24 protein-coding genes are annotated in these 23,180 nt (G+C 61.3%); 14 read left to right on the top strand and 10 right to left on the bottom strand.

The annotated features are described in order from the left end of the window. Nucleotides 1-31: 31 nt before the first annotated feature. The 3 genes from J5278_RS30925 to J5278_RS10905 form a co-directional block, all read right to left on the bottom strand. Complete coding sequence (locus tag J5278_RS30925; protein ID WP_257623361.1) at nucleotides 32-166, bottom strand: hypothetical protein; 135 nt, start codon at nucleotides 164-166, stop codon at nucleotides 32-34. Nucleotides 167-205: 39 nt separating this feature from the next. After that, nucleotides 206-361 (bottom strand): hypothetical protein, encoded by a 156-nt coding sequence (locus J5278_RS10910; protein ID WP_162854755.1) that lies wholly within the window; start codon nucleotides 359-361, stop codon nucleotides 206-208. Between the two features lie 131 nt (nucleotides 362-492). Beyond that, nucleotides 493-675, bottom strand: coding sequence for a hypothetical protein (locus J5278_RS10905; RefSeq protein ID WP_142822647.1), 183 nt, complete (start codon nucleotides 673-675; stop codon nucleotides 493-495). A 201-nt stretch (nucleotides 676-876) separates the two neighbouring features. On the opposite strand from J5278_RS10905, the gene coaD reads away from it, so the two are divergent. From coaD to tgt, 5 genes are all read left to right on the top strand, one after another. Continuing rightward, entirely contained in the window at nucleotides 877-1,371 is a 495-nt protein-coding gene (coaD, locus tag J5278_RS10900; protein ID WP_142822648.1) for a pantetheine-phosphate adenylyltransferase, read from the top strand. A gap of 30 nt (nucleotides 1,372-1,401) precedes the next feature. Beyond that, the gene (locus J5278_RS10895) at nucleotides 1,402-1,971 is read left to right on the top strand and encodes a peptidylprolyl isomerase (protein WP_209183712.1); all 570 of its coding nucleotides are present in this window, start codon (nucleotides 1,402-1,404) and stop codon (nucleotides 1,969-1,971) included. A gap of 23 nt (nucleotides 1,972-1,994) precedes the next feature. Then, the gene (locus tag J5278_RS10890) at nucleotides 1,995-2,504 is read left to right on the top strand and encodes a peptidylprolyl isomerase (protein WP_209183713.1); all 510 of its coding nucleotides are present in this window, start codon (nucleotides 1,995-1,997) and stop codon (nucleotides 2,502-2,504) included. Nucleotides 2,505-2,577: 73 nt separating this feature from the next. Continuing rightward, nucleotides 2,578-3,651 carry a tRNA preQ1(34) S-adenosylmethionine ribosyltransferase-isomerase QueA gene (gene queA / locus J5278_RS10885; RefSeq protein ID WP_209183714.1) on the top strand — a complete coding sequence of 358 codons (1,074 nt, stop codon included), beginning with the start codon at nucleotides 2,578-2,580 and terminating at the stop codon, nucleotides 3,649-3,651. After that, nucleotides 3,652-4,782: a tRNA guanosine(34) transglycosylase Tgt gene (gene tgt, locus J5278_RS10880; protein ID WP_142828847.1), complete on the top strand. Its 1,131-nt coding sequence runs from the start codon at nucleotides 3,652-3,654 to the stop codon at nucleotides 4,780-4,782. A gap of 3 nt (nucleotides 4,783-4,785) precedes the next feature. Here the strand turns inward: tgt and J5278_RS10875 are convergent, their stop codons facing one another. The 4 genes from J5278_RS10875 to J5278_RS10860 form a co-directional block, all read right to left on the bottom strand. Beyond that, nucleotides 4,786-5,211, bottom strand: a complete 426-nt coding sequence (locus J5278_RS10875; protein ID WP_209183715.1) for a DUF4864 domain-containing protein — start codon at nucleotides 5,209-5,211, stop codon at nucleotides 4,786-4,788. Nucleotides 5,212-5,415: 204 nt separating this feature from the next. After that, nucleotides 5,416-5,778, bottom strand: a complete 363-nt coding sequence (locus tag J5278_RS10870; RefSeq protein ID WP_209183716.1) for a DUF4189 domain-containing protein — start codon at nucleotides 5,776-5,778, stop codon at nucleotides 5,416-5,418. Nucleotides 5,779-5,936: 158 nt separating this feature from the next. Continuing rightward, nucleotides 5,937-6,893, bottom strand: a complete 957-nt coding sequence (locus J5278_RS10865; RefSeq protein ID WP_209183717.1) for a bile acid:sodium symporter family protein — start codon at nucleotides 6,891-6,893, stop codon at nucleotides 5,937-5,939. 157 nt (nucleotides 6,894-7,050) lie between these two features. Then, a complete protein-coding gene (locus J5278_RS10860) occupies nucleotides 7,051-7,491 on the bottom strand; it encodes a hypothetical protein (protein ID WP_209183718.1) in 441 nt (146 codons plus the stop codon). A 105-nt stretch (nucleotides 7,492-7,596) separates the two neighbouring features. Between J5278_RS10860 and J5278_RS10855 the strand changes: the two genes are divergently transcribed. The 3 genes from J5278_RS10855 to J5278_RS10845 are packed head-to-tail and all read left to right on the top strand — an operon-like array spanning nucleotide 7,597 to nucleotide 11,727. Further along, a complete protein-coding gene (locus J5278_RS10855; protein WP_209183719.1) occupies nucleotides 7,597-8,253 on the top strand; it encodes an ABC transporter ATP-binding protein in 657 nt (218 codons plus the stop codon). Beyond that, complete coding sequence (locus tag J5278_RS10850) at nucleotides 8,253-10,661, top strand: FtsX-like permease family protein (protein WP_209183720.1); 2,409 nt, start codon at nucleotides 8,253-8,255, stop codon at nucleotides 10,659-10,661. Before J5278_RS10855 ends, J5278_RS10850 begins: the two co-directional genes overlap by 1 nt. Further along, nucleotides 10,651-11,727: a lipocalin-like domain-containing protein gene (locus J5278_RS10845; RefSeq protein WP_209183721.1), complete on the top strand. Its 1,077-nt coding sequence runs from the start codon at nucleotides 10,651-10,653 to the stop codon at nucleotides 11,725-11,727. Before J5278_RS10850 ends, J5278_RS10845 begins: the two co-directional genes overlap by 11 nt. On the opposite strand, the gene J5278_RS10840 is transcribed toward J5278_RS10845, so the two are convergent. Continuing rightward, nucleotides 11,724-12,932 carry an AI-2E family transporter gene (locus J5278_RS10840; RefSeq protein WP_202617119.1) on the bottom strand — a complete coding sequence of 403 codons (1,209 nt, stop codon included), beginning with the start codon at nucleotides 12,930-12,932 and terminating at the stop codon, nucleotides 11,724-11,726. The genes J5278_RS10845 and J5278_RS10840 overlap by 4 nt on opposite strands. A gap of 166 nt (nucleotides 12,933-13,098) precedes the next feature. Next, nucleotides 13,099-15,162: a DNA topoisomerase IV subunit B gene (gene parE / locus J5278_RS10835; RefSeq protein ID WP_142822660.1), complete on the bottom strand. Its 2,064-nt coding sequence runs from the start codon at nucleotides 15,160-15,162 to the stop codon at nucleotides 13,099-13,101. Nucleotides 15,163-15,371: 209 nt separating this feature from the next. Here parE and J5278_RS10830 point away from each other — a divergent pair, with 209 nt between their 5' ends. The 5 genes from J5278_RS10830 (at nucleotide 15,372) to J5278_RS10810 (ending at nucleotide 20,718) form a co-directional block, all read left to right on the top strand. After that, nucleotides 15,372-16,259, top strand: a complete 888-nt coding sequence (locus tag J5278_RS10830; RefSeq protein WP_209183722.1) for an alpha/beta hydrolase — start codon at nucleotides 15,372-15,374, stop codon at nucleotides 16,257-16,259. A gap of 122 nt (nucleotides 16,260-16,381) precedes the next feature. Beyond that, the gene (tpiA, locus tag J5278_RS10825) at nucleotides 16,382-17,152 is read left to right on the top strand and encodes a triose-phosphate isomerase (protein ID WP_209183723.1); all 771 of its coding nucleotides are present in this window, start codon (nucleotides 16,382-16,384) and stop codon (nucleotides 17,150-17,152) included. 133 nt (nucleotides 17,153-17,285) lie between these two features. Continuing rightward, a complete protein-coding gene (gene secG / locus J5278_RS10820) occupies nucleotides 17,286-17,729 on the top strand; it encodes a preprotein translocase subunit SecG (protein WP_209183724.1) in 444 nt (147 codons plus the stop codon). A 139-nt stretch (nucleotides 17,730-17,868) separates the two neighbouring features. Then, a complete protein-coding gene (locus J5278_RS10815; protein WP_142822664.1) occupies nucleotides 17,869-19,497 on the top strand; it encodes a CTP synthase in 1,629 nt (542 codons plus the stop codon). A gap of 156 nt (nucleotides 19,498-19,653) precedes the next feature. Then, nucleotides 19,654-20,718 (top strand): HoxN/HupN/NixA family nickel/cobalt transporter, encoded by a 1,065-nt coding sequence (locus J5278_RS10810; protein WP_209183725.1) that lies wholly within the window; start codon nucleotides 19,654-19,656, stop codon nucleotides 20,716-20,718. Nucleotides 20,719-20,800: 82 nt separating this feature from the next. Here the strand turns inward: J5278_RS10810 and J5278_RS10805 are convergent, their stop codons facing one another. Then, entirely contained in the window at nucleotides 20,801-21,889 is a 1,089-nt protein-coding gene (locus J5278_RS10805) for a citrate synthase/methylcitrate synthase (RefSeq protein WP_209183726.1), read from the bottom strand. 84 nt (nucleotides 21,890-21,973) lie between these two features. Here J5278_RS10805 and J5278_RS10800 point away from each other — a divergent pair, with 84 nt between their 5' ends. Then, the gene (locus J5278_RS10800) at nucleotides 21,974-23,113 is read left to right on the top strand and encodes a citrate synthase family protein (RefSeq protein WP_209183727.1); all 1,140 of its coding nucleotides are present in this window, start codon (nucleotides 21,974-21,976) and stop codon (nucleotides 23,111-23,113) included. Nucleotides 23,114-23,180: the final 67 nt, after the last annotated feature.

The following is a 23,180-nucleotide window of genomic DNA, read 5'->3' as shown; positions in this document are numbered from 1 at the left end:
TCTACTGCAGACTTCCAGATGCAGCAGGCGTTCAGAACGCCTTGTGCTGCTTGGTGATCTGCTTCATCTCTTCGCTTTCGCGACGCAGTGCCGAAACGGTTGACGCCACGGACACGACGAACATGACGCTGATAACGGCAGTGAGCAATGTCAAAATCGTGAACATGGTTGTTTTCCTTCTTCGCAACTCCGTGCGATCAGATCCTTAATATTGGCTCGCCACGTAGGAGTGAGCCGATGCATATGGACCATAGACAGGAGACTGATCGGTCTTCTGACCGTAGAGAGCAACTGTGAAAGCCAGCATGCCGGTAATGACTGTCATCCAGACGACGTTGATGAGGATGACTTTGTCCGGCATGGCTTTTTTCCTTCGTGTTACTGTGTTCATGTCTGTGTTCCGATCTGATAACGTGTCCTTTGGAAATTGGTTCCGCCGGATGTTGACAACTATTTAACGAAGGTTCGCTGAAGCAACTTTGAATAGGTCGTTCATTTACCGTTCATGTTTGCGGCCGCCCGCCGAAGTGTCGCCACGACGTCCAAAGCGAGTGCATTTTCGGGGACTGGAGTGGCCGTCGGCCATTCGATTTCGTAGGTCGAGTTGAACCGGCGAACGAGCATCTCGACGATCAGCGAGCCGATGATGGTGGCGGTAGCGAGAAGGATCAGCATGATCGTCAGCCTCGAAACGGAGCGTTGAACTCACCGTCCTCGTTGCTTTCGACGGTATGGCCCTTTTAATCACGGCCTGCCTGAAACGGCCTTGAACGCCGCATTCATCTTCCATTCAGCCGCCGGTTGCCGTGCCGCAAATGACTTGCGATAGCGCCCCATCCATGACAAAAGGCCAGCGAAACAACCGGCCGGTAGAGAATGACGATAGCTTTCTATCCCGGATCCTTCGATCCGATGACAAACGGACATCTCGACGTTCTCGCCCAGGCGTTGAACGTCGCGTCGACTGTTATCGTCGCGATCGGGGTGCACCCGGGAAAGACACCGATGTTCTCCTTCGAGGAGCGCGCCGAACTGGTCCGGCAGTCGCTGGCCGCCGCTCTTCCCGGCAAGACTGACGCCATTTCGGTGGTCTCGTTCGACAATCTGGTGATCGACGCCGCTCGCAGTCATGGTGCATCGCTGCTGGTGCGCGGCCTGCGCGATGGTACCGATCTCGATTACGAAATGCAGATGGCCGGCATGAACCGCCAGATGGCGCCCGAGCTGCAGACCATCTTTCTGCCGGCCGGCACCGCCTTCCGGCCGATAACGGCCACATTGGTTCGCCAGATTGCAGCCATGGGCGGCGATGTCAGCGCGTTCGTGCCCGCACCGGTTCTTGTCGCCCTGAAGGCCAAGGCGAAACGCTAGGCCCTAACGATTTTCCCAACGGAGCATTCCATGAAGTTCATCCACATCGCTTTCGCCGGACTTATGTACCTGGCATCCCTGACAGGCGCTGCTTCCGCTGCCGACGATAACGACATCACGATCCAGCTGAAGGACGGCCCGGTCGTCATCCAGCTCATGCCGGAAATCGCCCCGAAGCACGTCGCCCAGATCAAGGCGCTGGTCGCCAAGGGTGCCTATGACAACGTCGCCTTCCACCGCGTCATCGACGGCTTCATGGCCCAGACCGGCGACGTCAAGTTCGGCAACATGGCCAAGGGCTATAATGCCCAGCAGGCCGGCATGGGCGGCTCCGACATGCCCGACATCAAGGCCGAGTTTTCCAAGACGCCTTTCGTGCGCGGCACCGTCGGCATGGCCCGCTCGCAGGATCCCAATTCGGCAAACTCGCAGTTCTTTATCATGTTCAAGGACGGACCTTTCCTCAACGGCCAGTACACGGTCGTCGGCAAAGTCGTGTCCGGCATGGAATTCGTCGACAAGATCAAGAAGGGCGAGGGCGACAGTGGTTCCGTTACCGACCCTGACCGGATGATCAAGGTCACCCTGGGCAAGAAGTAAGAAGTTCAAAAGAGGAAAACACAATGGCTGAGATCAAAGATCCGGAAAACACCATCATCCTGGAAACCACCAAGGGCAAAGTCGTCATCCAGCTGCTGCCGGAAGTGGCACCAGAGCACGTTGCGCGCATCAAGGAACTGGCCCGCGAAAAGGCCTATGACGGCGTGGTCTTCCACCGCGTCATCAACGACTTCATGGCCCAGACCGGCGACGTCAAGTTCGGCAAGACCGGCGGCGCAGACTTCAACCCGGCCCGCGCCGGCATGGGCGGCTCGTCCAAGCCAGACCTGAAGGCTGAATTCTCTGCGACCAACCACACCCGGGGCATCTGCTCGATGGCCCGCTCACAGGCTCCGAACTCGGCCAATTCGCAGTTCTTCATCTGCCTTGCCGATTCACCGTGGCTCAACAAGCAGTACTCGGTCTGGGGTCAGGTCATCGAAGGCATGGATAACGTCGACAAGATCAAGAAGGGCGAGCCCGTCAAGGATCCGGATTCGATCGTCACCATGCGGGTTGCCGCCGACGTCTGATCGTGATTACTCCTGAAGCCCGCCCTTCGCGCTCCCGGCGCGGGGGCGGGTTTCACTTTGTCTGGAATTGCCCATGCGCGTAGACCTATTCGATTTCGACCTCCCGGATGAGCGCATTGCGCTGCGTCCCGCCGAGCCGCGTGACAGCGCCCGGCTGCTGATTGTCGATCCCCACGCAACACCCGAATTGTCCGACCATCTCGTCCGTGACCTGCCTTCGTTCCTGCGGGCTGGAGACGCTGTGGTGTTCAACGACACCCGGGTCATTCCGGCCCAGCTCGAGGGCATTCGTCACCGCGACGGCGCGACCAGCCAGCAGGTTTCCGCCACGCTCCACATGCGGATGTCGCCCGGCAGCTGGAAAGCCTTTGCCAAACCGGGCAAGCGCATCAAGACCGGTGACCGCATCCAGTTCGGCAGCGAAACCGCCGAGATCGCCCTTGAGGCAACTGTCGGCGAGAAAGGCGAGGGCGGTGAAATCACCCTGCATTTCGATTTCTCCGGTCCAGAGCTGGATGCAGCGATAGCGGCCGTCGGCCACATCCCGCTTCCTCCCTATATTGCCGCCAAGCGTCACGAGGACGAGCGCGACAGTACCGACTACCAGACGATCTATGCCCGGGAAAAAGGAGCCGTCGCGGCACCCACGGCCGGGCTGCATTTCACCCCGGAACTGTTCTATGCCCTGGACCGGATCGGCGTCGAGCGGCATTTCGTGACGCTGCACGTCGGCGCCGGAACGTTCCTCCCGGTCAAGGCCGATGATACCGACGACCACAAGATGCATCAGGAGATCGGCCATGTCAGCGCAGCGACGGCTGAAGCGCTGAATGCGGTCAAGGCGCGCGGCGGCCGGATCGTCTGCGTCGGTACGACATCGTTGCGACTGATCGAGAGTGCGGCCGCAGACGACGGCACCATCGATCCGTGGTCCGGGCCGACCGGCATTTTTATCACCCCAGGCTACCGCTTCAAGGCGGTCGATATCCTGATGACCAATTTTCACCTGCCGCGCTCGACGCTGTTCATGCTGGTTTCTGCTTTCGCCGGCTTCGAAACGATGCACGCGGCCTACGCCCATGCTATCGGCACCGGCTACCGTTTCTATTCCTATGGCGATGCCAGCCTCCTGTTCCGGAAAGACTAGATGAGCCAGACCTTTCAGTTCCAGTTGAAGAAGACCGATGCAGGCGCCCGTCTCGGTGAAGTCTCGATGCCACGCGGTTCGATACGCACACCGGCCTTCATGCCGGTTGGCACCGTCGGCACCGTCAAGGCGATGTATCTCGACCAGGTGCGCGACAGCGGCGCCGACATCATCCTCGGCAACACCTACCACCTGATGCTGCGTCCGGGCGCGGAGCGCGTCGCCCGCCTTGGCGGCCTGCACGAATTGATCCGCTGGCCTTATCCAATCCTTACCGATTCCGGCGGCTTCCAGGTGATGTCGCTGTCGGGGCTGCGCAAGCTCGACGAGCAGGGGGTCACCTTTAAGTCCCACGTTGACGGCAGTACGCATTACATGTCGCCAGAGCGCTCGATCGAGATCCAGGGCCTGCTGGACAGCGACATCCAGATGCAGCTCGATGAGTGCGTGGCGCTGCCGTGCGAGCCGAAAGAGATCCAGCGCGCCATGGAAATGTCGCTGCGCTGGGCGGAACGCTGCAGGGTGGCGTTCGGCGAACAGCCCGGCAAGGCAATGTTCGGCATCGTACAGGGCGGTGACATTCCCGATCTTCGCATCCGCTCGGCGCAAGGGCTGACCCAGCTGGACCTGAAGGGTTATGCCATCGGCGGCCTCGCCGTCGGCGAGCCTCAGGACGTCATGCTCAAGATGCTGGAGACGACCTTGCCGGTGTTGCCGACGGACCGGCCACGCTATCTGATGGGTGTCGGTACGCCTGACGATATCCTGAAGTCGGTGGCACGCGGCATCGACATGTTCGACTGCGTCATGCCGACCCGCTCCGGTCGCCACGGCCTCGCCTTTACCCGGCGCGGCAAGGTGAACCTGCGCAACGCACGCCATGCGGAAGATATGCGCCCGCTCGACGAACAATCGAATTGCCCGGCATCGCGCGACTATTCCCGCGCCTACCTTCACCACCTGACGCGCACCGGCGAAGCGTTGGGCGGCATGCTGCTGTCATGGCACAATCTCGCCTACTACCAGGAACTGATGCAGGGCATCCGGCAGTCGATCGAGGAGGGCCGCTTTGCCGATTTCATGGCGGAAACGCAGGAGAACTGGGCAAAGGGCGACCTCGAGCGGATCTGAGTATTAGATGCCCTTGCTCGTCGTGTTCGGCACGATCTGCACGCCGTTGATCTTGTAGCCGCCGTCAGGCTGACGAGCCAGCTGGTAGATCGCCGACCAGTCCTGACCGTCGCGGCCGGTGATCAGCACTTCCTGGTAGAGAACGGCATCGTCGCTTTCCGATTTGCTGCGACCGAAGGCATAGTTTCCGGGATGATAGACCGGCTGGTAGCTCTTCTTCACCATCGCGAAGAAGGCGTCCTTGTCCGGAAATTTAGCGGCAATGCCCGGCGCTGCAAAAGAGTAGGCCGCGTCCGCATCGTCGTGAAGAAAGGCCTGTATCTGCTTCTCGATGACCTGCTGGGCCGCCAGCGCAGCATCCGCCGCCGCAGCAGGCGTAAGACCCAAGCAGAAAAGGAAGGCTAGGAAAGCGTAAGGCAGCGTGCGCATGCAAGGACCTCCTGTAGCGGAAGCCCATAGAATAGCGCGTTCAGCGAATTTTAAAAGGGAACATACGTCGTCGCTTATTTAGCTCGTTCGAGCAAAGTACAAACAAGCGATGGTGCTGTACTTTAACATATTGATAGTAGTGAGAGTGACGGCTGACGCGAATGCAGGCCGTCACTCTTCAGTGACGTTTCAGGCTTGGGCGCCTTAGTTCTGGCAGTCCGAAACGATAACTCGGCAATTCGGGCAATCTTGCAGCGCCTTCTTTTCGGCTTCGCGCTTGGTGTCGCCGTAGCCTATGCCGTAGTTGACCTTGTCGCCGACATAGGCGCCGCACGTCTCGAACCAGACGGCAATTTCACAGCTGTCGTTGCCGGCTTCCTTGCAGGACTTCATCGCATCCCGCTCGGCTTCCTTGCGGGTCGAGCCCCAGCCCGTGCCATAGCCGACGTCGCTCGCCGATGTACCCTTGCTGTCGTTGACGGCGAAAGCGCCGAACGCGAATGCAGTGCTTGCCTGAACCGAAAGCAGAAGTGCGATCGACATGCCAAGTGCAGCTTTATAACTCATGATGAACCCCTACAAAAATGGTAACCGCCCTCTCGCGGCGGGGTATCATAGCATCTCACGGGTCATGAAGAACCGAGCCTATACTTCCAGCGCAGCCCATTTTTGGTAGGATTTATTAACCTTATATAGTTTGGAAAAAAACATTTTCCAAAAGTTCTTCAGAAAACTGGAGCAATATCTGGTTTTTCCTGTTCTGTTTGCCGTGAGAAGTAATTGGCAATCAATGCTCCGGAAATATTGTGCCACACGCTGAAGATCGCGCTCGGAACTGCGGCGATCGGCGAAAAATACGCATTGGCAAGTGCTGCACCCAATCCGCTGTTCTGCATGCCGACCTCGATGGCCAATGCCTTGCGTTTCGGCAGCGAAAGTCCGAACGCCTTGGCCGCGAAGAAGCCGAAAAGATAGCCGAGCCCGTTGTGGAGGACGACGACGGCAAAGATCAGCAGCCCGGATTGCGCAATTGCGCCCTTGCTGGCGCCAACGACGGCACTGACGATCAGGACGATGCCGACGACGCTGACCAGCGGCAGCACCGGAATGGCCGCCCGTACGAGCGACGGGACAAACTTCTGGAACAGCAGTCCCAATGCCAGCGGCAGCAATATGACCTGGACGATGCTAAGAAACATCGCGACGGGATCGACCGGCAGGTATTGGCTGGCAAACATCCAGACCAGGAACGGCGTGACAATCGGTGCGGCCAGCGTTGTCACGCTTGTGCAGGCGACGCTGAGGGCGACATCGCCTTTCGCAAGATAGGTCATGACATTGCTGGACGTGCCGCCCGGGCAGCAGCCGACGAGGATCACGCCTGCTGCGACCTCCGGCGGCATCGGGATGATGCGTGTCAGCAGAACTGCAAGTGCCGGCATGATGATGAAGTGCGCGAGGACACCGATTGCGACCTCCAGCGGACGCCTGACGAGCGCCTGGAAGTCATCGAGCGAAAGCGTCAGGCCCATGCCGAACATGATGATGCCGAGCAGGATGACGATGTAGGGCGCAATCAGCTTGAACGTGTTTGGAAACAGAAATCCAAGGACCGCAAACAGGATGACCCAGAGGGCAAACGTCCTGCCGACGAATGCAGACAGCGATACGAGTGTTTTCACGAGAAGCCTCCCAAATAGCAGGGTCTGGCTTGATCGGCATGCCTCCGCCTGTCAAGGTCAGGCCTGGACGGGTTGGTTCTGAAGCAGCACCAGCGACAAATTATGGGCCAAGCAAAAGCTTCACTAACAAAGCGTGGGCAGCGCTCAGATCCGGAAGTCAGTCGGGGACGTATTTGTGCTCGTAGCGGACGCGGAAATTACGCCGGTGAAAATCCTCGCGGAAACAGATGAAGACCAGCTCAAGATCGCCATCGTCATGATTGTGGCCGAGCAGGCTAAGGGCGATGACGATCGTGCCGCTGTAGCCCCGCGTCAAGCGGATGGCGGCATTGCGGATCTCGTTGGCTGTTACCGGGTCGTTCTCGGTGCGGCGATAGACGAGCCAGAAAGGAGCGGTTTGTTTGGCTTCCGCAAGCGCGACGTCCACTTGGTCGCGGAATTCGCCGGTATGCCGACCTCTTTCCGAAGCTGCTGCCCGTTCCATATCCTCGGTCATGACGTTCAGGTAGCCATCCCGGCCGCTGCCGTCGAGGATCGTGGCCTCGACTTTTTCCAACGCCTTGTCTTCACTTAACGCGGTCTTGAACAGGATCGCCATCGAATCGCCTATACTGCATATACGGGGTCAAATTAGCCAGTCTTATGGACCCGGGCCACCGCGAAGCACGAGGTCAGCCGCTCCGTGGACCTTATAAGGAATACAATGGTTCTCGCAATGCAAGGTGTGAGCAAGTCCTACCAGACGGTCGAGGGACCACTGGAAGTGTTGCATTCCATAGATCTCGGTCTGGACGCTGGCCGGAGCCTGGCACTCACGGGCGAATCGGGCAGCGGCAAGAGCACTTTGCTGCATCTCGCAGCCGGTCTCGACAGCATCGATGCCGGTAGCATTGCTATCGCCGGCAACGATGTGACGCATCTGCGCGATGTCGGCCGCGCCGCGCTGCGCCGCAGCGTGGTCGGTCTCGTGTTCCAGCAGTTCAATCTCATTCCCTCGCTCGACGTCGAAGCCAATCTTGCCTTCCACGCCCGTCTTGCCGGACGGCACGACACCGGCTGGCAGAAAGAGCTGACGGAGAGGCTGGGGCTGGCGGGCTTGCTGAAACGCTACCCGGAGCAACTCTCCGGCGGCCAGCAGCAGCGTGTTGCCATAGGTCGCACGTTGGCGGCACGACCAAAGCTGGTGCTGGCCGACGAGCCGACCGGTAATCTCGACGAGGCGACTGGCGACGCGGTGCTCGACCTTATGCTGTCGCTGGTGGCCGAGACGGGAGCCGCGTTGCTGATGGTCACGCATTCGCTGCGCCTCGCCGAACGCCTCGATGCACGCATCCATCTGCGCTCGGGGCGGATCGCCTGATGCTGGCAGTCAGCCTCTCCGCGCTGCTGTCCCACTGGCGCCGCCGACCGATGCAACTGGCCATGCTGCTGCTCGGCCTGTCCCTGGCCACGGCTTTGTGGTCAGGCGTGCAAGCGATCAACGCCGAAGCCCGTGCCAGCTACGACCGCGCGGCAGCCATGCTCGGCCAGGACCGGTTGCAGCAGATTGTCTCCGCCGATGGCGAACTGATGCCGCAGTCCGATTTCGTCGCTCTCCGGCGTGCCGGCTGGCTGGTGTCTCCCGTCATCGAAGGCGACATAAGGTTCGGCACCGTCAGGATACACGTCATAGGCCTCGATCCGGTCAGCCTTCCCGCAGAGGCGCAACAGGTGAACGTCAGCGCAGGCAATGACCTCCTGAGCTTCATCACGCCGCCGGGCCGCATGTATGTCGCGCCGGCAACTGCCACGCAACTGGCCGGCCAGCCGGCGCCGCCGCTGGAGACGGCTAGTGGCCTGCCGCCGGGAACGGCGCTTGTCGACATCGGCATCGCCCAATCCCTTCTGGATAAACACGGACAGATCAGCCGCCTGATCCTCGACCCCCACCAGCCAGCCGGTCTCGCACCGCTGTCGTCGATCGCACCAGGTCTCGTCGTTCACGCGCCGGACCCGCAGGGCGACCTCGTCCGGCTGACTGACAGCTTCCATCTCAACCTGACTGCTTTCGGGCTGCTGGCCTTCGCCGTCGGGCTGTTCATCGTCTATTCGGCCATCGGTCTTGCCTTCGAGCAGCGTCGCCAGACATTCCGGACGCTCCGGTCTCTGGGCCTGTCGGCCCGGGCCTTGATCGCCCTGTTGCTGGCCGAATTGCTCATCCTCGCGCTCGTTGCCGGCCTTGGCGGCGTGGTGCTTGGCTATTTCGTCGCATCGGCCCTGCTGCCTGACGTGGCGGCCACATTGCAGGGGCTCTATGGCGCCGCCGTGCCGGGCACGCTGACGTTGCGGCCGGAGTGGTGGGCAACGGGTATGGCCATTGCCGTCCTCGGCACGCTGGTGTCGTCGGCACAGAGCCTCTGGCAGGTCTGGAGATTACCGCTGCTGGCGCCCGCCCAGCCGCGTGCGTGGGCGAGGGCGTCGGAGGCAGCACTCAAGGTCCAATCGGGCCTGGCGCTCGGCTTTTTTGCGGTCGGCCTGACGCTGGCGCTCTGGGGCTCCGGTCTGGTGGCCGGGTTTGCGGTTCTGGCCGGGCTGCTGCTGGGCTCGGCACTGCTTTTGCCTGTGGTCATGACCTTGATGCTGGCGATCATGCAGCGCCTGGCACGCGGTCCCCTGACACAATGGTTCTGGGCCGATACCCGCCAGCAACTGCCCGGCCTGTCGCTGGCGCTGATGGCGCTGCTGCTGGCCCTGTCGGCGAATGTCGGCGTCGGCACCATGGTCGCGAGTTTTCGCCTGACCTTCATCGGCTGGCTCGATCAGCGTCTGGCAGCCGAACTCTACGTCACCGCGCGCAACGAGGGCGAGGCATCGGCCTTGCGCACATGGCTCGCCCCCCGCGTCGATGCCGTGCTGCCGATCTGGAATGTCGAAGGTACCGTCGCCGGTCGCCCGGCGCAGGTCTTCGGCGTCGCTAATGACCGTATATACCGGGACAACTGGCCGATGCTGCAGGCCGTCCCCGACGTCTGGGACCGGATCGCTGCAGGAAATACCGCGCTGATCAACGAGCAGATGTCGCGCCGCGAGAAACTCAGGGTCGGCGACCCCCTGGTTCTGCCGGGAAACTGGAAGACCACCATCGTCGGCGTCTACTCCGACTATGGTAATCCCATCGGTCAGGCCATTGTCGGTATCGATGGCTTGACGACCCACTACCCCAACGTTTCGCGGCTACGCTACGGCCTGCGTCTCGATCCGGCCAAGACCCCGGCGCTTGTGGATGCGCTTGAGGCGCAGTTTCACCTGCCGTCGCAGAATGTCGTCGACCAGGCGAGCATCAAGGCCAAGTCGCTGGAGATCTTCGAAAAGACATTCGCCGTCACCGGCGCCCTCAATGTGCTGACACTGGGCGTCGCCGGACTGGCGATGTTTGCCAGTCTCATGACCCTGTCAGGCATGCGGCTGTCGCAGATTGCCCCGGTCTGGGCGATGGGGCTGACGCGTCGGCATCTGGTGGCGCTCGAAGTGGCGCGCACCATGGTGCTGGCGGTCCTCACCCTCGTTGCGGCGCTGCCGGTCGGCATCGGTCTCGCCTGGGTGTTGCTTGCCATCGTCAACGTCGAGGCATTCGGCTGGCGCCTGCCGATGCACCTTTTTCCTTCGGACTGGCTGCGGCTGGCCGGGTTTGCGCTGGTTGCAGCGTTGCTGGCAGCGCTCATCCCACTCCGCCGACTGGCGACGCTGTCGCCGTCCGATCTGCTGAAGGTTTTCGCCAATGAGCGTTAGAGCATCGCTGTTTTGCATCGCACTCGCCGTCGGTTCTCAAGGCGGGATGGTCAACGCCCAGGGGTTCGCCGGTCTCGGCACCAGTGCCGATGGCTTCGCCGTCCCCAAGCCAGGTGTGCCCTTCAGCTTTCCGGCAGACCATGGCCCGCATCCGGACTACCGCATCGAGTGGTGGTACCTGACCGCGGATCTCAAGGGGGCGGATGGAAAGGACTACGGGGTGCAGTGGACGCTGTTCCGTTCGGCGCTGTCGCCCGGCGCGAAGGCGAACTGGTCCAGTCCGCAGATCTGGATGGGCAACGCCGCCGTGACCACGCCGACGCAGCATTTCGTCGCCGAAAAGTTTTCGCGCGATGGTTCAGGCGCTGCCGGGGTCACGGCGACGCCTTTTGCGGCGTGGATCGACGACTGGCAGATGAAGACGCGTCCGGATAAACCGGCAGGTGGCGACGCGCTGTCCCACATCGATCTCACCGCCACCGGTGCAAGCTTTCGCTACGATCTCACTCTCGACGCGAAGGGGCCCATCGTTGCGCAGGGCGATGGCGGCTATTCCGTGAAATCGGCCGGCGGTCAGGCAAGCGAATACTATTCGCAGCCGTTCTACGCGGCAAAGGGCACGCTGAAACTGCCGGGTGGCGATGTCGCCGTGACCGGGGATGCGTGGCTCGATCGGGAGTGGTCGTCGCAGCCGCTTTCGGCCGACCAGAAGGGCTGGGACTGGTTTTCGCTGCATCTCGAAAACGGTGAAAAGCTGATGGGTTTCAGGCTGCGCGACAGCGGCGCGGGTTTCACCTCGGCCACCTGGATTGCCGCCGATGGCAAGCCGACGCCGTTACCCAAAGGCGCCCTGACCATGACGCCGCTCAAGACAACGAACGTCTCAGGCCACACCGTGCCGATCGAATGGCGCCTGGATATCCCGGTCCGCAATTTCAGTGTCACGACCAGCCCGCTGAATGCGCAGGCCTGGATGGCAACGCGCTTTCCATACTGGGAAGGGCCGATCAGCTTCCAGGGAACGCAAAAGGGCCGCGGTTATCTCGAAATGACCGGTTACGACTAGCGGACAGCGCTGGCATCCAGATCGGCCTTGGGAACGTCGCGGTGAATGCGTAGCGGCTGTTCGGCGTCGTTGTATTCCTGCTCATCCTCCGCAAGCTCGACTTCGCGGATCCATTCGCGCCAGATCGCAACGATGATCGCCATCAGCACCGGACCGATAAACAGCCCGAGAAAGCCCATCGTCTTGACGCCGCCGACGAGGCCGAAAAACGTCGGCAGGAACGGCAGCTTGATGGGGCCGCCGACCAGTCTCGGTCGCAGCGTCTTGTCGACGATGAAAAGCTCGACCGTGCCCCAGACGAGCAGCGCGACGCCGGCGACCTGGGCACCGCTGCCGAGCAGATAGAGGGAGACCAGCGTGAACGACAGGGGCGCGCCGCCGGGAATGAGCGCCATCACGCCGGTGAGCACGCCGAGCGTCACGGGCGAGGGGACGCCGGCGATCCAGTAGGCGACGCCGAGGACGATGCCTTCACCGATGGCGATGACCGTCATGCCCATGACCGTCGAACTGATGGTGATCGGCACGACCCGCGAGATCCGCGCCCAGCGATTGGGAAAGATGCGCTCGCCGATCAGATCCAGCTGCCGCACGAAACCGATCCCGTCACGATAGACGAAAAACAGCGCGATCATCATGAACAGCAACGTCAGGATCACGTGGAATGCGCCACCGCCTGCCGCAAGGACCGCGCGGTAGATGTTGCCGATGTTGGCGCCGCTGACAACCTGCGCCATTTCGCCGATGGCACCGGGAACGCCGACATAATGCGTCCATTGCTCATTAAGCCACGGCCCGGCGATCGGCAGGTCCATGATCCACAGCGGCGTCGGAGCGCCGAAGCGATTGACGTGCAGCGCCCAGGTGAACCATTCCTTCACCTCGCCCGAGGTGTAGATCACAGCGAAGACGATCGGAAGCACGAGGAAGGCGATGATCAGAATTATGGCGATGGAGGCAGCGATCGTGCGGCGATTGCCGGTGCGGCGCAGGATATCGCGATAGATCGGCCAGGTCGCAAAGCCGATGACGAGTGCTGCCAGCACCGGAACGATGAAGCCGTAAAAGAAGTAGATAGCGGCCAGCGCGATAAGCAGCAGCAACCAGCGCGCGGCCGAGATCGACGGGATCAGCGCCATCCGTGCCTGTGTCGCTGGTCCCAGCCAGCTCGGTTCCCCCGGCTTTTGACGTTCGAACATACCCACCCGGACTTCTGTCTTCATTTCAGTTCAATTGGTTATGGGGCATGAACCAGGCTGATTCAAGGGTAAGGCCCGCAATGGCCTATATTACACCGCCGTGACAGCGATGCGACCGCAAGTGGTTGTGGAGGAGAAAAAGTCTACCTCGCGTCGCTCCCCGATATCGACCCTAGATATCGAGATTTTCCGCAAAGGCTGCGCGCTCCTGGATAAAGCGGAAGCGAGCATCTGGCTTGGTGCCCATCAAGGCATCCACCGCATCCCGGGTCCCCTCGAAGTCGACATCGTCGATCGCCACCTTCAGCAGCGTCCGCCGCGCAGGGTCCATCGTCGTTTCCTTGAGCTGTGCCGGCATCATCTCCCCGAGGCCCTTGAAGCGTCCGATTTCGACCTTCTTGCCCTTGAACACCGTGTTCATGATCTCGGCACGATGCGCGTCGTCGCGGGCATAAAGGGTTTTTGCACCCTGGGTCAGCCGGTAGAGCGGCGGTACGGCAAGGAACAGATGGCCGCCCCGGATCAGGTCCGGCATTTCCTGGTAGAAGAAGGTGATCAGCAGCGACGCAATGTGGGCGCCATCGACATCGGCGTCGGTCATGATGATGATGCGCTCGTAGCGCAGATCCTCGTCGCGATATTTCGCACGCGTTGCGCAGCCGAGGGCCTGGATCAGGTCGGAGATCTGCTGGTTGGCCGAGAGCTTTTCGCGGGTGGCGCTGCCGACGTTCAGGATCTTGCCGCGCAACGGAAGAATCGCCTGGTTGGAGCGGTTGCGGGCCTGCTTTGCCGAACCGCCGGCCGAATCGCCTTCGACGATGAAGAGTTCGGCACCGGCAGCCGTATTCTGCGAGCAGTCGGACAGCTTGCCCGGCAGGCGCAGCTTGCGGACCGCGGTCTTGCGGTTGACCTCTTTTTCCTTGCGGCGACGCAGCCGCTCTTCGGCGCGTTCGATCACCCAGTCGAGCAGCTTTTCGGATTCGGCCGGATTGTCGGCGAGATAGTGGTCGAAGGGGTCGCGCAAGGCATTTTCGACAATGCGCTGGGCTTCGGCACTGGCCAGCCGATCCTTGGTCTGGCCGACGAATTCGGGCTCGCGAATGAACACCGACAGCATGCCGACGGCTGAAATCATCACGTCGTCGGTGGTGATCGCGGCAGCGCGCTTGTTCTGCGTCAACTCCGCATAGTTCTTGAGCCCCTTCAGCAGCGCAATGCGAAGGCCGGCCTCATGGGTGCCGCCTTCGGCGGTCGGAATGGTGTTGCAATAGGAATGTACCTGCGGATCGCCGCCGTACCAGCTGATAGCCCATTCCAGAGAGCCGTGGCCGCTGGCCTTCTCCGACTTGCCGGCGAAGATCTCGCGGGTGACGGTGAACTCCTTGCCCATCGTCGCCTGCAGATAGTCTTTCAGGCCGCCCGGAAAATGGAAGACTGCCTTGTCGGGAATATCGGAACCTTCCGGCAGCATCCCGGCATCGCAGCTCCAGCGGATCTCGACGCCACCGAATAGGTAGGCCTTGGAGCGGGCCATGCGGAAAACACGCGCCGGATCGAACTTGGCGTGATCGCCAAAGATCTGCGGATCGGGATGGAAGCGCACGCGCGTGCCGCGACGATTGTGGATATCGCCGAGTTCCTCGAGACCGCCCTGCGGAATGCCGCGTGAAAAGCGCTGGCGATAGAGCTTCTTGTTGCGGGCAACTTCGACTTCCATGTCGTCCGAAAGCGCATTGACCACGGAGACGCCGACCCCGTGCAGACCGCCTGAGGTCTCGTAGGCCTTGCCATCGAACTTGCCGCCCGCATGCAGCTTGGTCATGATCACTTCGAGTGTCGACTTGCCCGGCACCTGCGGATGGTTTTCTACCGGTATGCCGCGGCCGTTGTCGCTGACGGTCAGGTAGCCCTCGACGTCGAGATGGACCTCGATGAAATTGGCATGGCCGGCGACAGCTTCGTCCATCGAATTGTCGATGACTTCGGCAAACAGATGGTGAAGCGCCTTTTCGTCAGTACCACCGATATACATGCCGGGACGCATGCGGACGGGTTCGAGGCCTTCGAGCACCCGGATCGCCGAGGCATCATAGCCGTCGGATGACGATTGCGTCGGCGGCGCCGGGCGAGGGGCGGCTGCGACTTCCGGCTTCTTTGGGGCATCTGCCTTCTTGGCGACTTCCGGGGCTGCGGCGATCGTCGAGACTGCGGAAAAGAGATCGTTGCTGTCATCCATAAGCGTGTTCAAATCTTAAAGTGAGAGTAATCCCCGCGAGCGGTGGCAGGCCAGAGCGAATCGATGGCGTAGCACGCTCGACTGATCCGGATTCTGGCAGAAATCTTGCAAAAAAGCGACGCAGGCAGATTCCGGGACCAATTGGAAAAAAGATTTGCGTCGGCCATCGCCGAATGGCAAGCCACAGTTCTTCAAAGGGTCCCATCGGCATGCCAATGTCCACAGTTCATTTCTTCAAGATCGCTGCCACCGTCGCGTTTATCGCCTTCCTGTCCACGAATGCGTCTGCCGTGCAATTGAAGCCGTTCAAGGACGAGCTGTTTTCCAGCCAGACCATTGTCGAGAGCCATGATAACGGTGCGTTCGAAACCATCGACTACCAGGAGATGCGCGACATCAACGGCCGGGACATCGTTCCAGAGCGCCGCGTCAAGCCGGCCTATCTCGGGCTCGGCGTCCGCTGGAAGCAGACGGACGAGACGCTTGCTCTCGGTGCACGCAAACTCGATGTCACCAGGGTGGGACCTGCGACCGGCCAGGCCTTCACAGTGATCTTCGTCCACGGTCGAGCCGGCGACCGGCGGCTGGGCTCGAACGACTATATGTTCGGCGGCAACTTCAACCGGCTGAAAAACCTCGTGGTCGACAATGGCGGCAGCTACTATGCGCCGACCATCGGGACGTTCGATGCCGAAGGTGTGGCCGATGTCGCCGCGCTGATCCGGGCAGTCTCCGAACAATCAGGCGGAAAGCCTGTCATCCTCTCCTGCGCCTCGATGGGCAGCATCGTCTGCTGGGGGATCACGCGGGATGTCGAGAGCGTCAAGCGGCTTTCCGGGATGGTGATGATGTCAGCCGTGACTGACCCGACCTTCGCCAAGAGCCCGTTCTACAAGGCCCGGCTGCCGATCTGGTTTGCCCATGGCAGCGCCGACAATGTCTATGCGGCTGCAGACCAGCAGGCGCAGTTCGAAAAGCTTATCAAGGCAAAGTATCCGGCCCGCTTCACGCTCTATACGAACGGCACCCATGGAACGCCATTGCGCATGCTGGACTGGCGGAAGACCCTCAACTGGCTGTTTTTACCCTCGCCATGATCGCAGTTTTTGCTTTCGGTCGGAGCGACGGCTGGCAATCGGGATGGCGTAATGGCGCGCAACTTTCATTTTGCCGATTCTTTTGCTAGGTCCGCATGCAAAGCGACGGGAGGAGAGGCGCCATGACACAGAAGATACGTCCGCTATTGGCGGGCAACTGGAAAATGAACGGCACGCGGGACAGCCTGACGGAGATAAAGGCTATTGGCGATGCGATCGATCAGGCCCAGGCGGAGAAGGTCGAGGCACTGCTCTGCCCACCGGCAACGCTGCTCTATGTGGCGACCGCACTCTGCGACGACAGCCCGCTGGCGATCGGCGCCCAGGATTGCCACCAGCACCGCATTGGCGCCCACACCGGGGATATTTCCGCTGAAATGATTGCGGATTGCTTCGGCACCTATGTGATCGTCGGTCACTCCGAGCGGCGCCGGGACCATGGCGACAGCAGCGAACTCGTGCGTGCCAAAGCGGAGGCCGCACATGCGGCGGGACTGACCGCCATCATCTGCGTCGGCGAGACTGCCGAAGAGCGTCAATCCGGCCATACCATCGATGTTCTGAAGCGGCAGATCGAAGCATCGGTCCCGCGCGGCTCGACGGCGGACGATACCGTCATCGCCTATGAGCCGGTCTGGGCCATCGGAACCGGTCTGGTGCCGCAGGAAGAAGAGATTGCCGCCGCCCATGCTTTCATGCGCGCCGATCTCGTGGCGCGGCTGGGACGGACTGGCAAGAGCATGCGGCTCCTCTACGGCGGCTCCGCGAACCCTGCCAACGCAGCTGTCCTCATCGGCATAGATAACGTCAATGGCTTGCTGGTCGGCGGAGCGAGCTTGAAATCGGTCGATTTCATCGCGATATACAACGCATATCTGAAACACACGGCCTGACGCTGGCCGCCTCCTGCCGTTTTTGGGCTGCAGGGGCGGGCCACGATGAAAAGGCTTGGAATAGGCGAGAGGCTCATGTAAAGAGCCGCGAGCTTTTCTTCTTATGCCCGTATACGCGGGCGGGACTGGACCTATGCAGACCGTATTGATTGTCATTCATCTCATGATCGTGCTTGCGCTGGTCGGAGTGGTTCTTATTCAACGCTCCGAAGGCGGCGGCCTTGGCGTCGGCGGCGGGTCGGGCTTCATGTCCGCCCGTGGCGCTGCCAATGCGCTGACCCGGACAACGGCGATCCTTGCGACGCTGTTCTTCATCACGTCGCTCGGTCTCGGCGTCCTGTCGCGCTATGAAGGTCGCCCGACCGACATTCTCGACCGGATCACGCCGGCTGGACAGACGAAGAGCGGCGGCATTCTCGACTCGCTCGGCGGCGCAAAGCCCGCGACAGGCACCGCGCCTGCTGGTACTGCACCGGCAGGAACCGCGCCAGCAGGAACGGCACCCGCTTCGCCTTCCGGCCAGGCTGCCCCGGCAACGCCAGCACCGGCGCCGACCGGCGTACCCACGGGTCAATAACAGACCCTGAAACAATCCTCCGGCAGGTATCAAAACCTGCCGGTTTTATTTTGTCCATCCTCCGCCTCGTCTTCAAAAGTTCTGGAAAAGAATTTTGGGGCTGGCGGAATCATTTGTTAAAAGGTAACCGGTGGCTCCCATGGCGCGATATGTATTCATCACCGGCGGCGTGGTTTCCTCTCTAGGCAAGGGAATTGCGGCCGCTGCTCTCGGAGCACTCCTGCAGGCCCGCGGTTATAGATGCCGCCTGCGCAAGCTCGACCCCTATCTCAACGTCGATCCGGGCACGATGAGCCCGACACAACACGGCGAAGTCTTCGTGACGGATGACGGCGCAGAGACCGACCTCGACCTCGGGCACTACGAGCGCTTTACAGGCCGCTCCGCCACCAAGACCGACAACATCACAACCGGTCGCATATACAAGAACATCATCGACAAGGAACGGCGCGGCGACTACCTCGGCGCCACCGTCCAGGTCATTCCGCACGTTACCAACGAGATCAAGGATTTCGTTACCGAAGGCAACGACGACTACGACTTCGTCATCTGCGAAATCGGCGGTACTGTCGGCGATATCGAGGCGATGCCGTTCATGGAGGCCATCCGCCAGCTCGGCAACGACCTGCCGCGCGGCACGGCCGTCTACGTCCACCTGACGCTGATGCCGTACATTCCGGCTGCCGGCGAGCTGAAGACCAAGCCGACCCAGCATTCCGTCAAGGAACTGCAGGCGCTGGGTATTCACCCCGACATCCTGCTCGTACGCGCCGATCGCGAGATTCCGGAAGCCGAGCGCAAGAAGCTTTCGCTGTTTTGCAACGTCCGCCAGTCCGCTGTTATCCAGGCGCTGGACGTTGCCAATATCTATGATGTGCCGACGGCCTACCACAAGGAAGGTCTCGACAACGAAGTGCTGGCCGCCTTCGGTATCGAACCGGCACCGAAGCCGCGTCTCGAAGCGTGGGAAGAAGTCTGCAATCGCATCCATACGCCCGAAGGCGAGGTGACCATTGCCATCGTCGGCAAGTACACCGGCCTCAAGGATGCCTACAAGTCGCTGATCGAAGCGTTGCATCACGGCGGCATCGCCAACCACGTCAAGGTCAAGCTCGAGTGGATCGAATCGGAAGTCTTCGAAAAGGAAGACCCGGCTCCCTATCTCGAAAAGGTGCACGGCATTCTCGTGCCCGGCGGCTTCGGCGAGCGCGGATCGGAAGGCAAGATCCACGCGGCCCGATTCGCCCGCGAGCGTGCAGTTCCCTATTTCGGTATCTGCTTCGGCATGCAGATGGCGGTCATCGAGGCGGCCCGCAACCTGGCCGGCATCGAGCACGCCTCGTCGACGGAGTTTGGCGCGACCAGCGAACCGGTCGTGGGCCTGATGACCGAATGGATCAAGGGAAACCAGCTGGAGAAGCGCGCGGCCTCAGGTGACCTCGGTGGCACAATGCGCCTCGGCGCCTACAAGGCGGCGCTCAAGAAAGGCACGAAGATCGCGGAGATCTATGGATCTTCGGATATTTCCGAACGCCATCGCCATCGCTACGAGGTCAATGTCGATTACAAGGACCGGCTGGAAAGCTGCGGCCTGGTATTTTCGGGCATGTCACCGGACGGCGTGCTGCCGGAGACAATCGAGTACCCCGATCATCCATGGTTCATCGGTGTCCAGTATCATCCTGAGCTGAAGTCCCGTCCTCTCGACCCGCATCCGCTGTTCGCAAGCTTCATCGAGGCAGCACTCGAACAGAGCCGCCTGGTCTGAGGCGACAAGGACATTACGGACAACATTCGAAGCCCGGCGAAAGCCGGGTTTCTTTTTGAGCCGCATCAGATTTTTCGCGGGGCTTACGTCATTTGCCTCTCGTCTCGCTTTTCTTTCCATGGCAGTTTGCGGTGCAGTGCCAGAGGAAAGTGAAGTTTGATGCCCAATCCGTTTGACGACCGGAAAGACCGTGCCCGGACGAAGATCACCATGACCTACATCCTGCTGATCGGCTTCAATATCGGTGCGTGGGTTTGGGCATGGTCGGCCTTTTCGGACCGCCCAGCCTTGCTCGGCACGGCGTTCCTTGCCTACATGCTTGGCTTGCGGCATGCCTTCGATGCCGATCATATTGCGGCCATCGACAATGTCGTGCGCAAGCTGGTGCAGGACAACAAGTCACCGGTTTCCGTCGGCTTCTTCTTTTCGCTCGGTCATTCCAGCATCGTCGTGCTGGCATCGATCGCCATCGCGGCAACTGCTTCGATGATGCCGCTCGGCGCTTTCCGCGATGTCGGCGGCATTATCGGCACATCCGTTTCAGCGCTGTTCCTGGTCGTTATCGGCGTTGCCAATTTCTTCGTGCTGCGCGGCATCTGGGCAGCTTTCCGTCGTGCAAGGCGCGGCGAAACGATCGTCGAGGAAGACTTGGATGCGCTGTTGTCGAACAGCGGCTTCCTCGCGCGCATCTTCCGGCCGATGTTCAAGATCGTCACGCGCTCATGGCACATGTATCCCATCGGCTTCCTCTTCGGCCTCGGCTTCGACACGGCTACGGAAATCGGCTTGCTCGGGATATCGGCGACGCAAGCCGCGCAGGGCATGTCGTTCTGGACGATCCTCGTTTTCCCCGCGCTTTTCACGGCTGGCATGTCGCTGCTCGACACCACCGACAGCGTCCTGATGACACGCGCCTACGGCTGGGCCTTCATCAATCCGATCCGCAAGCTCTGGTACAATCTGACAATCACCGCCGCCTCGGTCGCCGTGGCGATCTTCATCGGTGGCATGGAAGCACTTGGCCTTATTGTCGATAAGCTCGGGCTCGAGGGTGGCATCTGGCGCACCATTGCCGACCTCAACGATAATCTCGCCAATTTCGGCTATGCCGTCGTCGGTATCTTCGCCGCCAGTTGGTTGATTTCCACCTTGGTCTACAAGGCGCGTGGTTACGACGACGTGACACTGAACCTTGCCACTGGGCAATCCACCACGAACTGACGAATCCGCCTCATTCGTGAGTGCCTTCCGGGGCGGCTCCGGATCCACCAATATGGCAGACCCGGATATGACTGACCGACCGTCAGGCGGCCTTCGGCAATGGTCCTGTATAGCGCGACTGCGGGCGGATGAGCCGGCCGTCAAGCACCTGCTCGCGGGCATGGGCAATCCAGCCGACCATGCGGCCGATGGCGAATACGCCGGTGAATGCCTCCCTCGGGAAACCGAGCGAATCGAGCAGCATTGCCGTGTAGAATTCGACGTTGGTCTCGATAGGCCGGTCCGGCTTGCGTTCGCGCAATAACGCCAGTGCGGTCTGCTCCACCGCCTCCGCCAGCTCCATCCGCCGTCCATCCACCTGTCCGGCCGCAACGATCGGCTTAAGCGCCGCCTTCAGCGCATCGGCGCGCGGATCGCCCACCCGGTAGATGCGATGGCCGAACCCCATCAGCCGCTCGCCCTTGTCGAGTTCGGCAGCGATCCACGCACGGGCGTTGGCAGGCTCGCCGATGGCGTCCAGCATGTCGAGCACCGGCCCCGGCGCGCCGCCATGCAGCGGTCCCGTCAAGGCTCCGAGCGCACCGAGCACGGAGGAAGTGAGCCCGGCCTGGGTCGAGGCGATCACACGGGCTGCAAAGGTCGAGGCGTTCAATCCGTGGTCGGCGATTGTGACCAGATAGGCATCGAGTCCCGCCGTCTGTTCTGCGCTGGGCGTGATGCCGGTGAGCATTCTCAGAATATCCTCGGCCTGCGAAAGGCTGGGATCCGGGCGTATCGGCGGCTTGCCGTCCCGAAGTCGCAGCACTGCCGGCAGGAATACAGCGGGTGCTGCCATCAGCCTCACCGCCGTGGCATGGTCCGCGCCATCCGGTACGCGGGCAAGCAGCGCCCGGATAGCCTCGACCGGCGGCAACCTGAACAGGCCCGGTTCGCTCTCGGTTACGATATTGAACATTGACACCCGCGCGTCACCGATAAGTGACCTTCGTCCATCGACATCGGTCGTTTCCGGAAAAAGCCCCGAAAGCAACAGCTGGGCAACGTCCTCGTAGCGGCTCGTTGCCACGAGGTCGTCCAGCGACACGCCACGTATCACCAGTCGACCGGCGAGCCCGTCGACATCCGACAACCGGGTTTCTGCGGCAATGACATCGTCCAATCCACTTTTCATCGTCTTCTCCTTTGACTATGCGAGATGATCGGCGCCATTTGTATTGACGTCAATCTTGATGCTTTCGATCAATATGAGGATGCCATGTCGTGGCTGACTGCAGAGCAGGCGTTGCAACTGCTCGGAACGAAACAGCAGACCTTGTACGCCAATGTCAGCCGGGGTCGCATCCGTGCCAAGCCCGATCCGGCCGAGGGCCGCCGCAGCCTTTATTTTCGCGATGACGTGCTCCAGCTCGCCAACCGCCAGGCCGGTCGCCGCAAGAGCGAAACTGTCGCTGCCGAAGCAATCCAATGGGGCGATCCCATGCTGCCCTCGGCGGTCTCGACCGTTTCCGATGGCCGGCTGTTTTACAGGGGCAGGGATGTTGCAGCGCTGTCGGAGAATGCGACGCTTGAGGAAGTAGCAGCCTTGCTCTGGGATATGCGCCGTCCGCTGTCTTCCCTGGCACAGAATGGCGTCTCGAAAGACGGCGCGACAATCGCATCGGCTTTGGTTGCACTGGCAGGTCGGGCGACGCGGGATCTACCGTCCATGGAGAGATCCCAGTCCGCGCTGCAGGCCGACGCGCAGAGCGTGCTTGCCACGGTCGCAAATGTGCTCGCTCCCTGGTCCGCCGACCAGCCCCTGCATAGACGTCTGGCGGAAAGCTGGGGCCGCCCTGCCGCAGCGTCGATCCTTCGCCGCGCGCTGGTGCTGTTTGCCGATCACGAACTGAATGCCTCGACCTTTGCCGCCCGCGTCACAGCCTCGACAGGCTCCTCCCTGTCTGCGGCGGTCTTGTCTGGCCTGGCGACGCTGACTGGGCCGCTGCATGGCGGCGCCTGGCAGGCTGTGAAGGTACTCGTCGGCAACGCCGAAGAGCTCGGTGCCCACGAGGCGGTCAGCCGCTATCTGGCTCAGGGGCGCAAGCTGCCGGCCTTCGGGCATCGCCTTTATCCGCACGGCGATATCAGGGCCACCACTCTGCTCCGACATTTCGAGCTCCCTACTGCCTTCGCCGACCTGCAGGAGGCGGCCGAGAAAATCGTCGGCGAGCGCGTCAATGCCGATTTCGCCCTCACGGCGCTTGCCGTCGCCTACGACCTGCCACGCGATGCCCCGATGACCATATTTGCGCTGGCGCGGACGGTCGGGTGGCTGGCACATGCGATGGAGCAGGCTGTCGGTGGGCGGCTTATCCGACCACGCGCTCGTTACATCGGCCCCACATTGGAGGCTTGAGCCCGCGCCCCAATGGCAGTAGGAAGATGTAATTCAAACGATTAGGGTTGCTCACGTATTCTTGATG

The sequence above is a fragment of the Rhizobium sp. B21/90 genome (genome assembly GCF_019355815.1).
GTDB classification, from domain to species: Bacteria; Pseudomonadota; Alphaproteobacteria; order Rhizobiales; family Rhizobiaceae; genus Rhizobium; species Rhizobium rhododendri.
Note: the sequence above shows the minus strand (reverse complement) of the source record. Positions and strands in the feature narration are given on the sequence as shown.

Coding starts and splice junctions, on each gene's coding strand:
- tpiA (WP_209183723.1), top strand. CDS start 16,382: ATGACACAGAAGATACGTCCGCTATTGGCGGGCAACTGGAAAATGAAC.
- J5278_RS10800 (WP_209183727.1), top strand. CDS start 21,974: ATGTCGTGGCTGACTGCAGAGCAGGCGTTGCAACTGCTCGGAACGAAA.
- J5278_RS10860 (WP_209183718.1), bottom strand. CDS start 7,491: ATGGCGATCCTGTTCAAGACCGCGTTAAGTGAAGACAAGGCGTTGGAA.
- queA (WP_209183714.1), top strand. CDS start 2,578: ATGCGCGTAGACCTATTCGATTTCGACCTCCCGGATGAGCGCATTGCG.
- J5278_RS10910 (WP_162854755.1), bottom strand. CDS start 361: ATGCCGGACAAAGTCATCCTCATCAACGTCGTCTGGATGACAGTCATT.
- J5278_RS10845 (WP_209183721.1), top strand. CDS start 10,651: ATGAGCGTTAGAGCATCGCTGTTTTGCATCGCACTCGCCGTCGGTTCT.
- J5278_RS10830 (WP_209183722.1), top strand. CDS start 15,372: ATGCCAATGTCCACAGTTCATTTCTTCAAGATCGCTGCCACCGTCGCG.
- J5278_RS10855 (WP_209183719.1), top strand. CDS start 7,597: ATGGTTCTCGCAATGCAAGGTGTGAGCAAGTCCTACCAGACGGTCGAG.
- J5278_RS10895 (WP_209183712.1), top strand. CDS start 1,402: ATGAAGTTCATCCACATCGCTTTCGCCGGACTTATGTACCTGGCATCC.
- J5278_RS10905 (WP_142822647.1), bottom strand. CDS start 675: ATGCTGATCCTTCTCGCTACCGCCACCATCATCGGCTCGCTGATCGTC.
- J5278_RS30925 (WP_257623361.1), bottom strand. CDS start 166: ATGTTCACGATTTTGACATTGCTCACTGCCGTTATCAGCGTCATGTTC.
- J5278_RS10875 (WP_209183715.1), bottom strand. CDS start 5,211: ATGCGCACGCTGCCTTACGCTTTCCTAGCCTTCCTTTTCTGCTTGGGT.
- J5278_RS10890 (WP_209183713.1), top strand. CDS start 1,995: ATGGCTGAGATCAAAGATCCGGAAAACACCATCATCCTGGAAACCACC.
- J5278_RS10850 (WP_209183720.1), top strand. CDS start 8,253: ATGCTGGCAGTCAGCCTCTCCGCGCTGCTGTCCCACTGGCGCCGCCGA.
- J5278_RS10870 (WP_209183716.1), bottom strand. CDS start 5,778: ATGAGTTATAAAGCTGCACTTGGCATGTCGATCGCACTTCTGCTTTCG.
- J5278_RS10815 (WP_142822664.1), top strand. CDS start 17,869: ATGGCGCGATATGTATTCATCACCGGCGGCGTGGTTTCCTCTCTAGGC.
- parE (WP_142822660.1), bottom strand. CDS start 15,162: ATGGATGACAGCAACGATCTCTTTTCCGCAGTCTCGACGATCGCCGCA.
- coaD (WP_142822648.1), top strand. CDS start 877: ATGACGATAGCTTTCTATCCCGGATCCTTCGATCCGATGACAAACGGA.
- tgt (WP_142828847.1), top strand. CDS start 3,652: ATGAGCCAGACCTTTCAGTTCCAGTTGAAGAAGACCGATGCAGGCGCC.
- J5278_RS10805 (WP_209183726.1), bottom strand. CDS start 21,889: ATGAAAAGTGGATTGGACGATGTCATTGCCGCAGAAACCCGGTTGTCG.
- secG (WP_209183724.1), top strand. CDS start 17,286: ATGCAGACCGTATTGATTGTCATTCATCTCATGATCGTGCTTGCGCTG.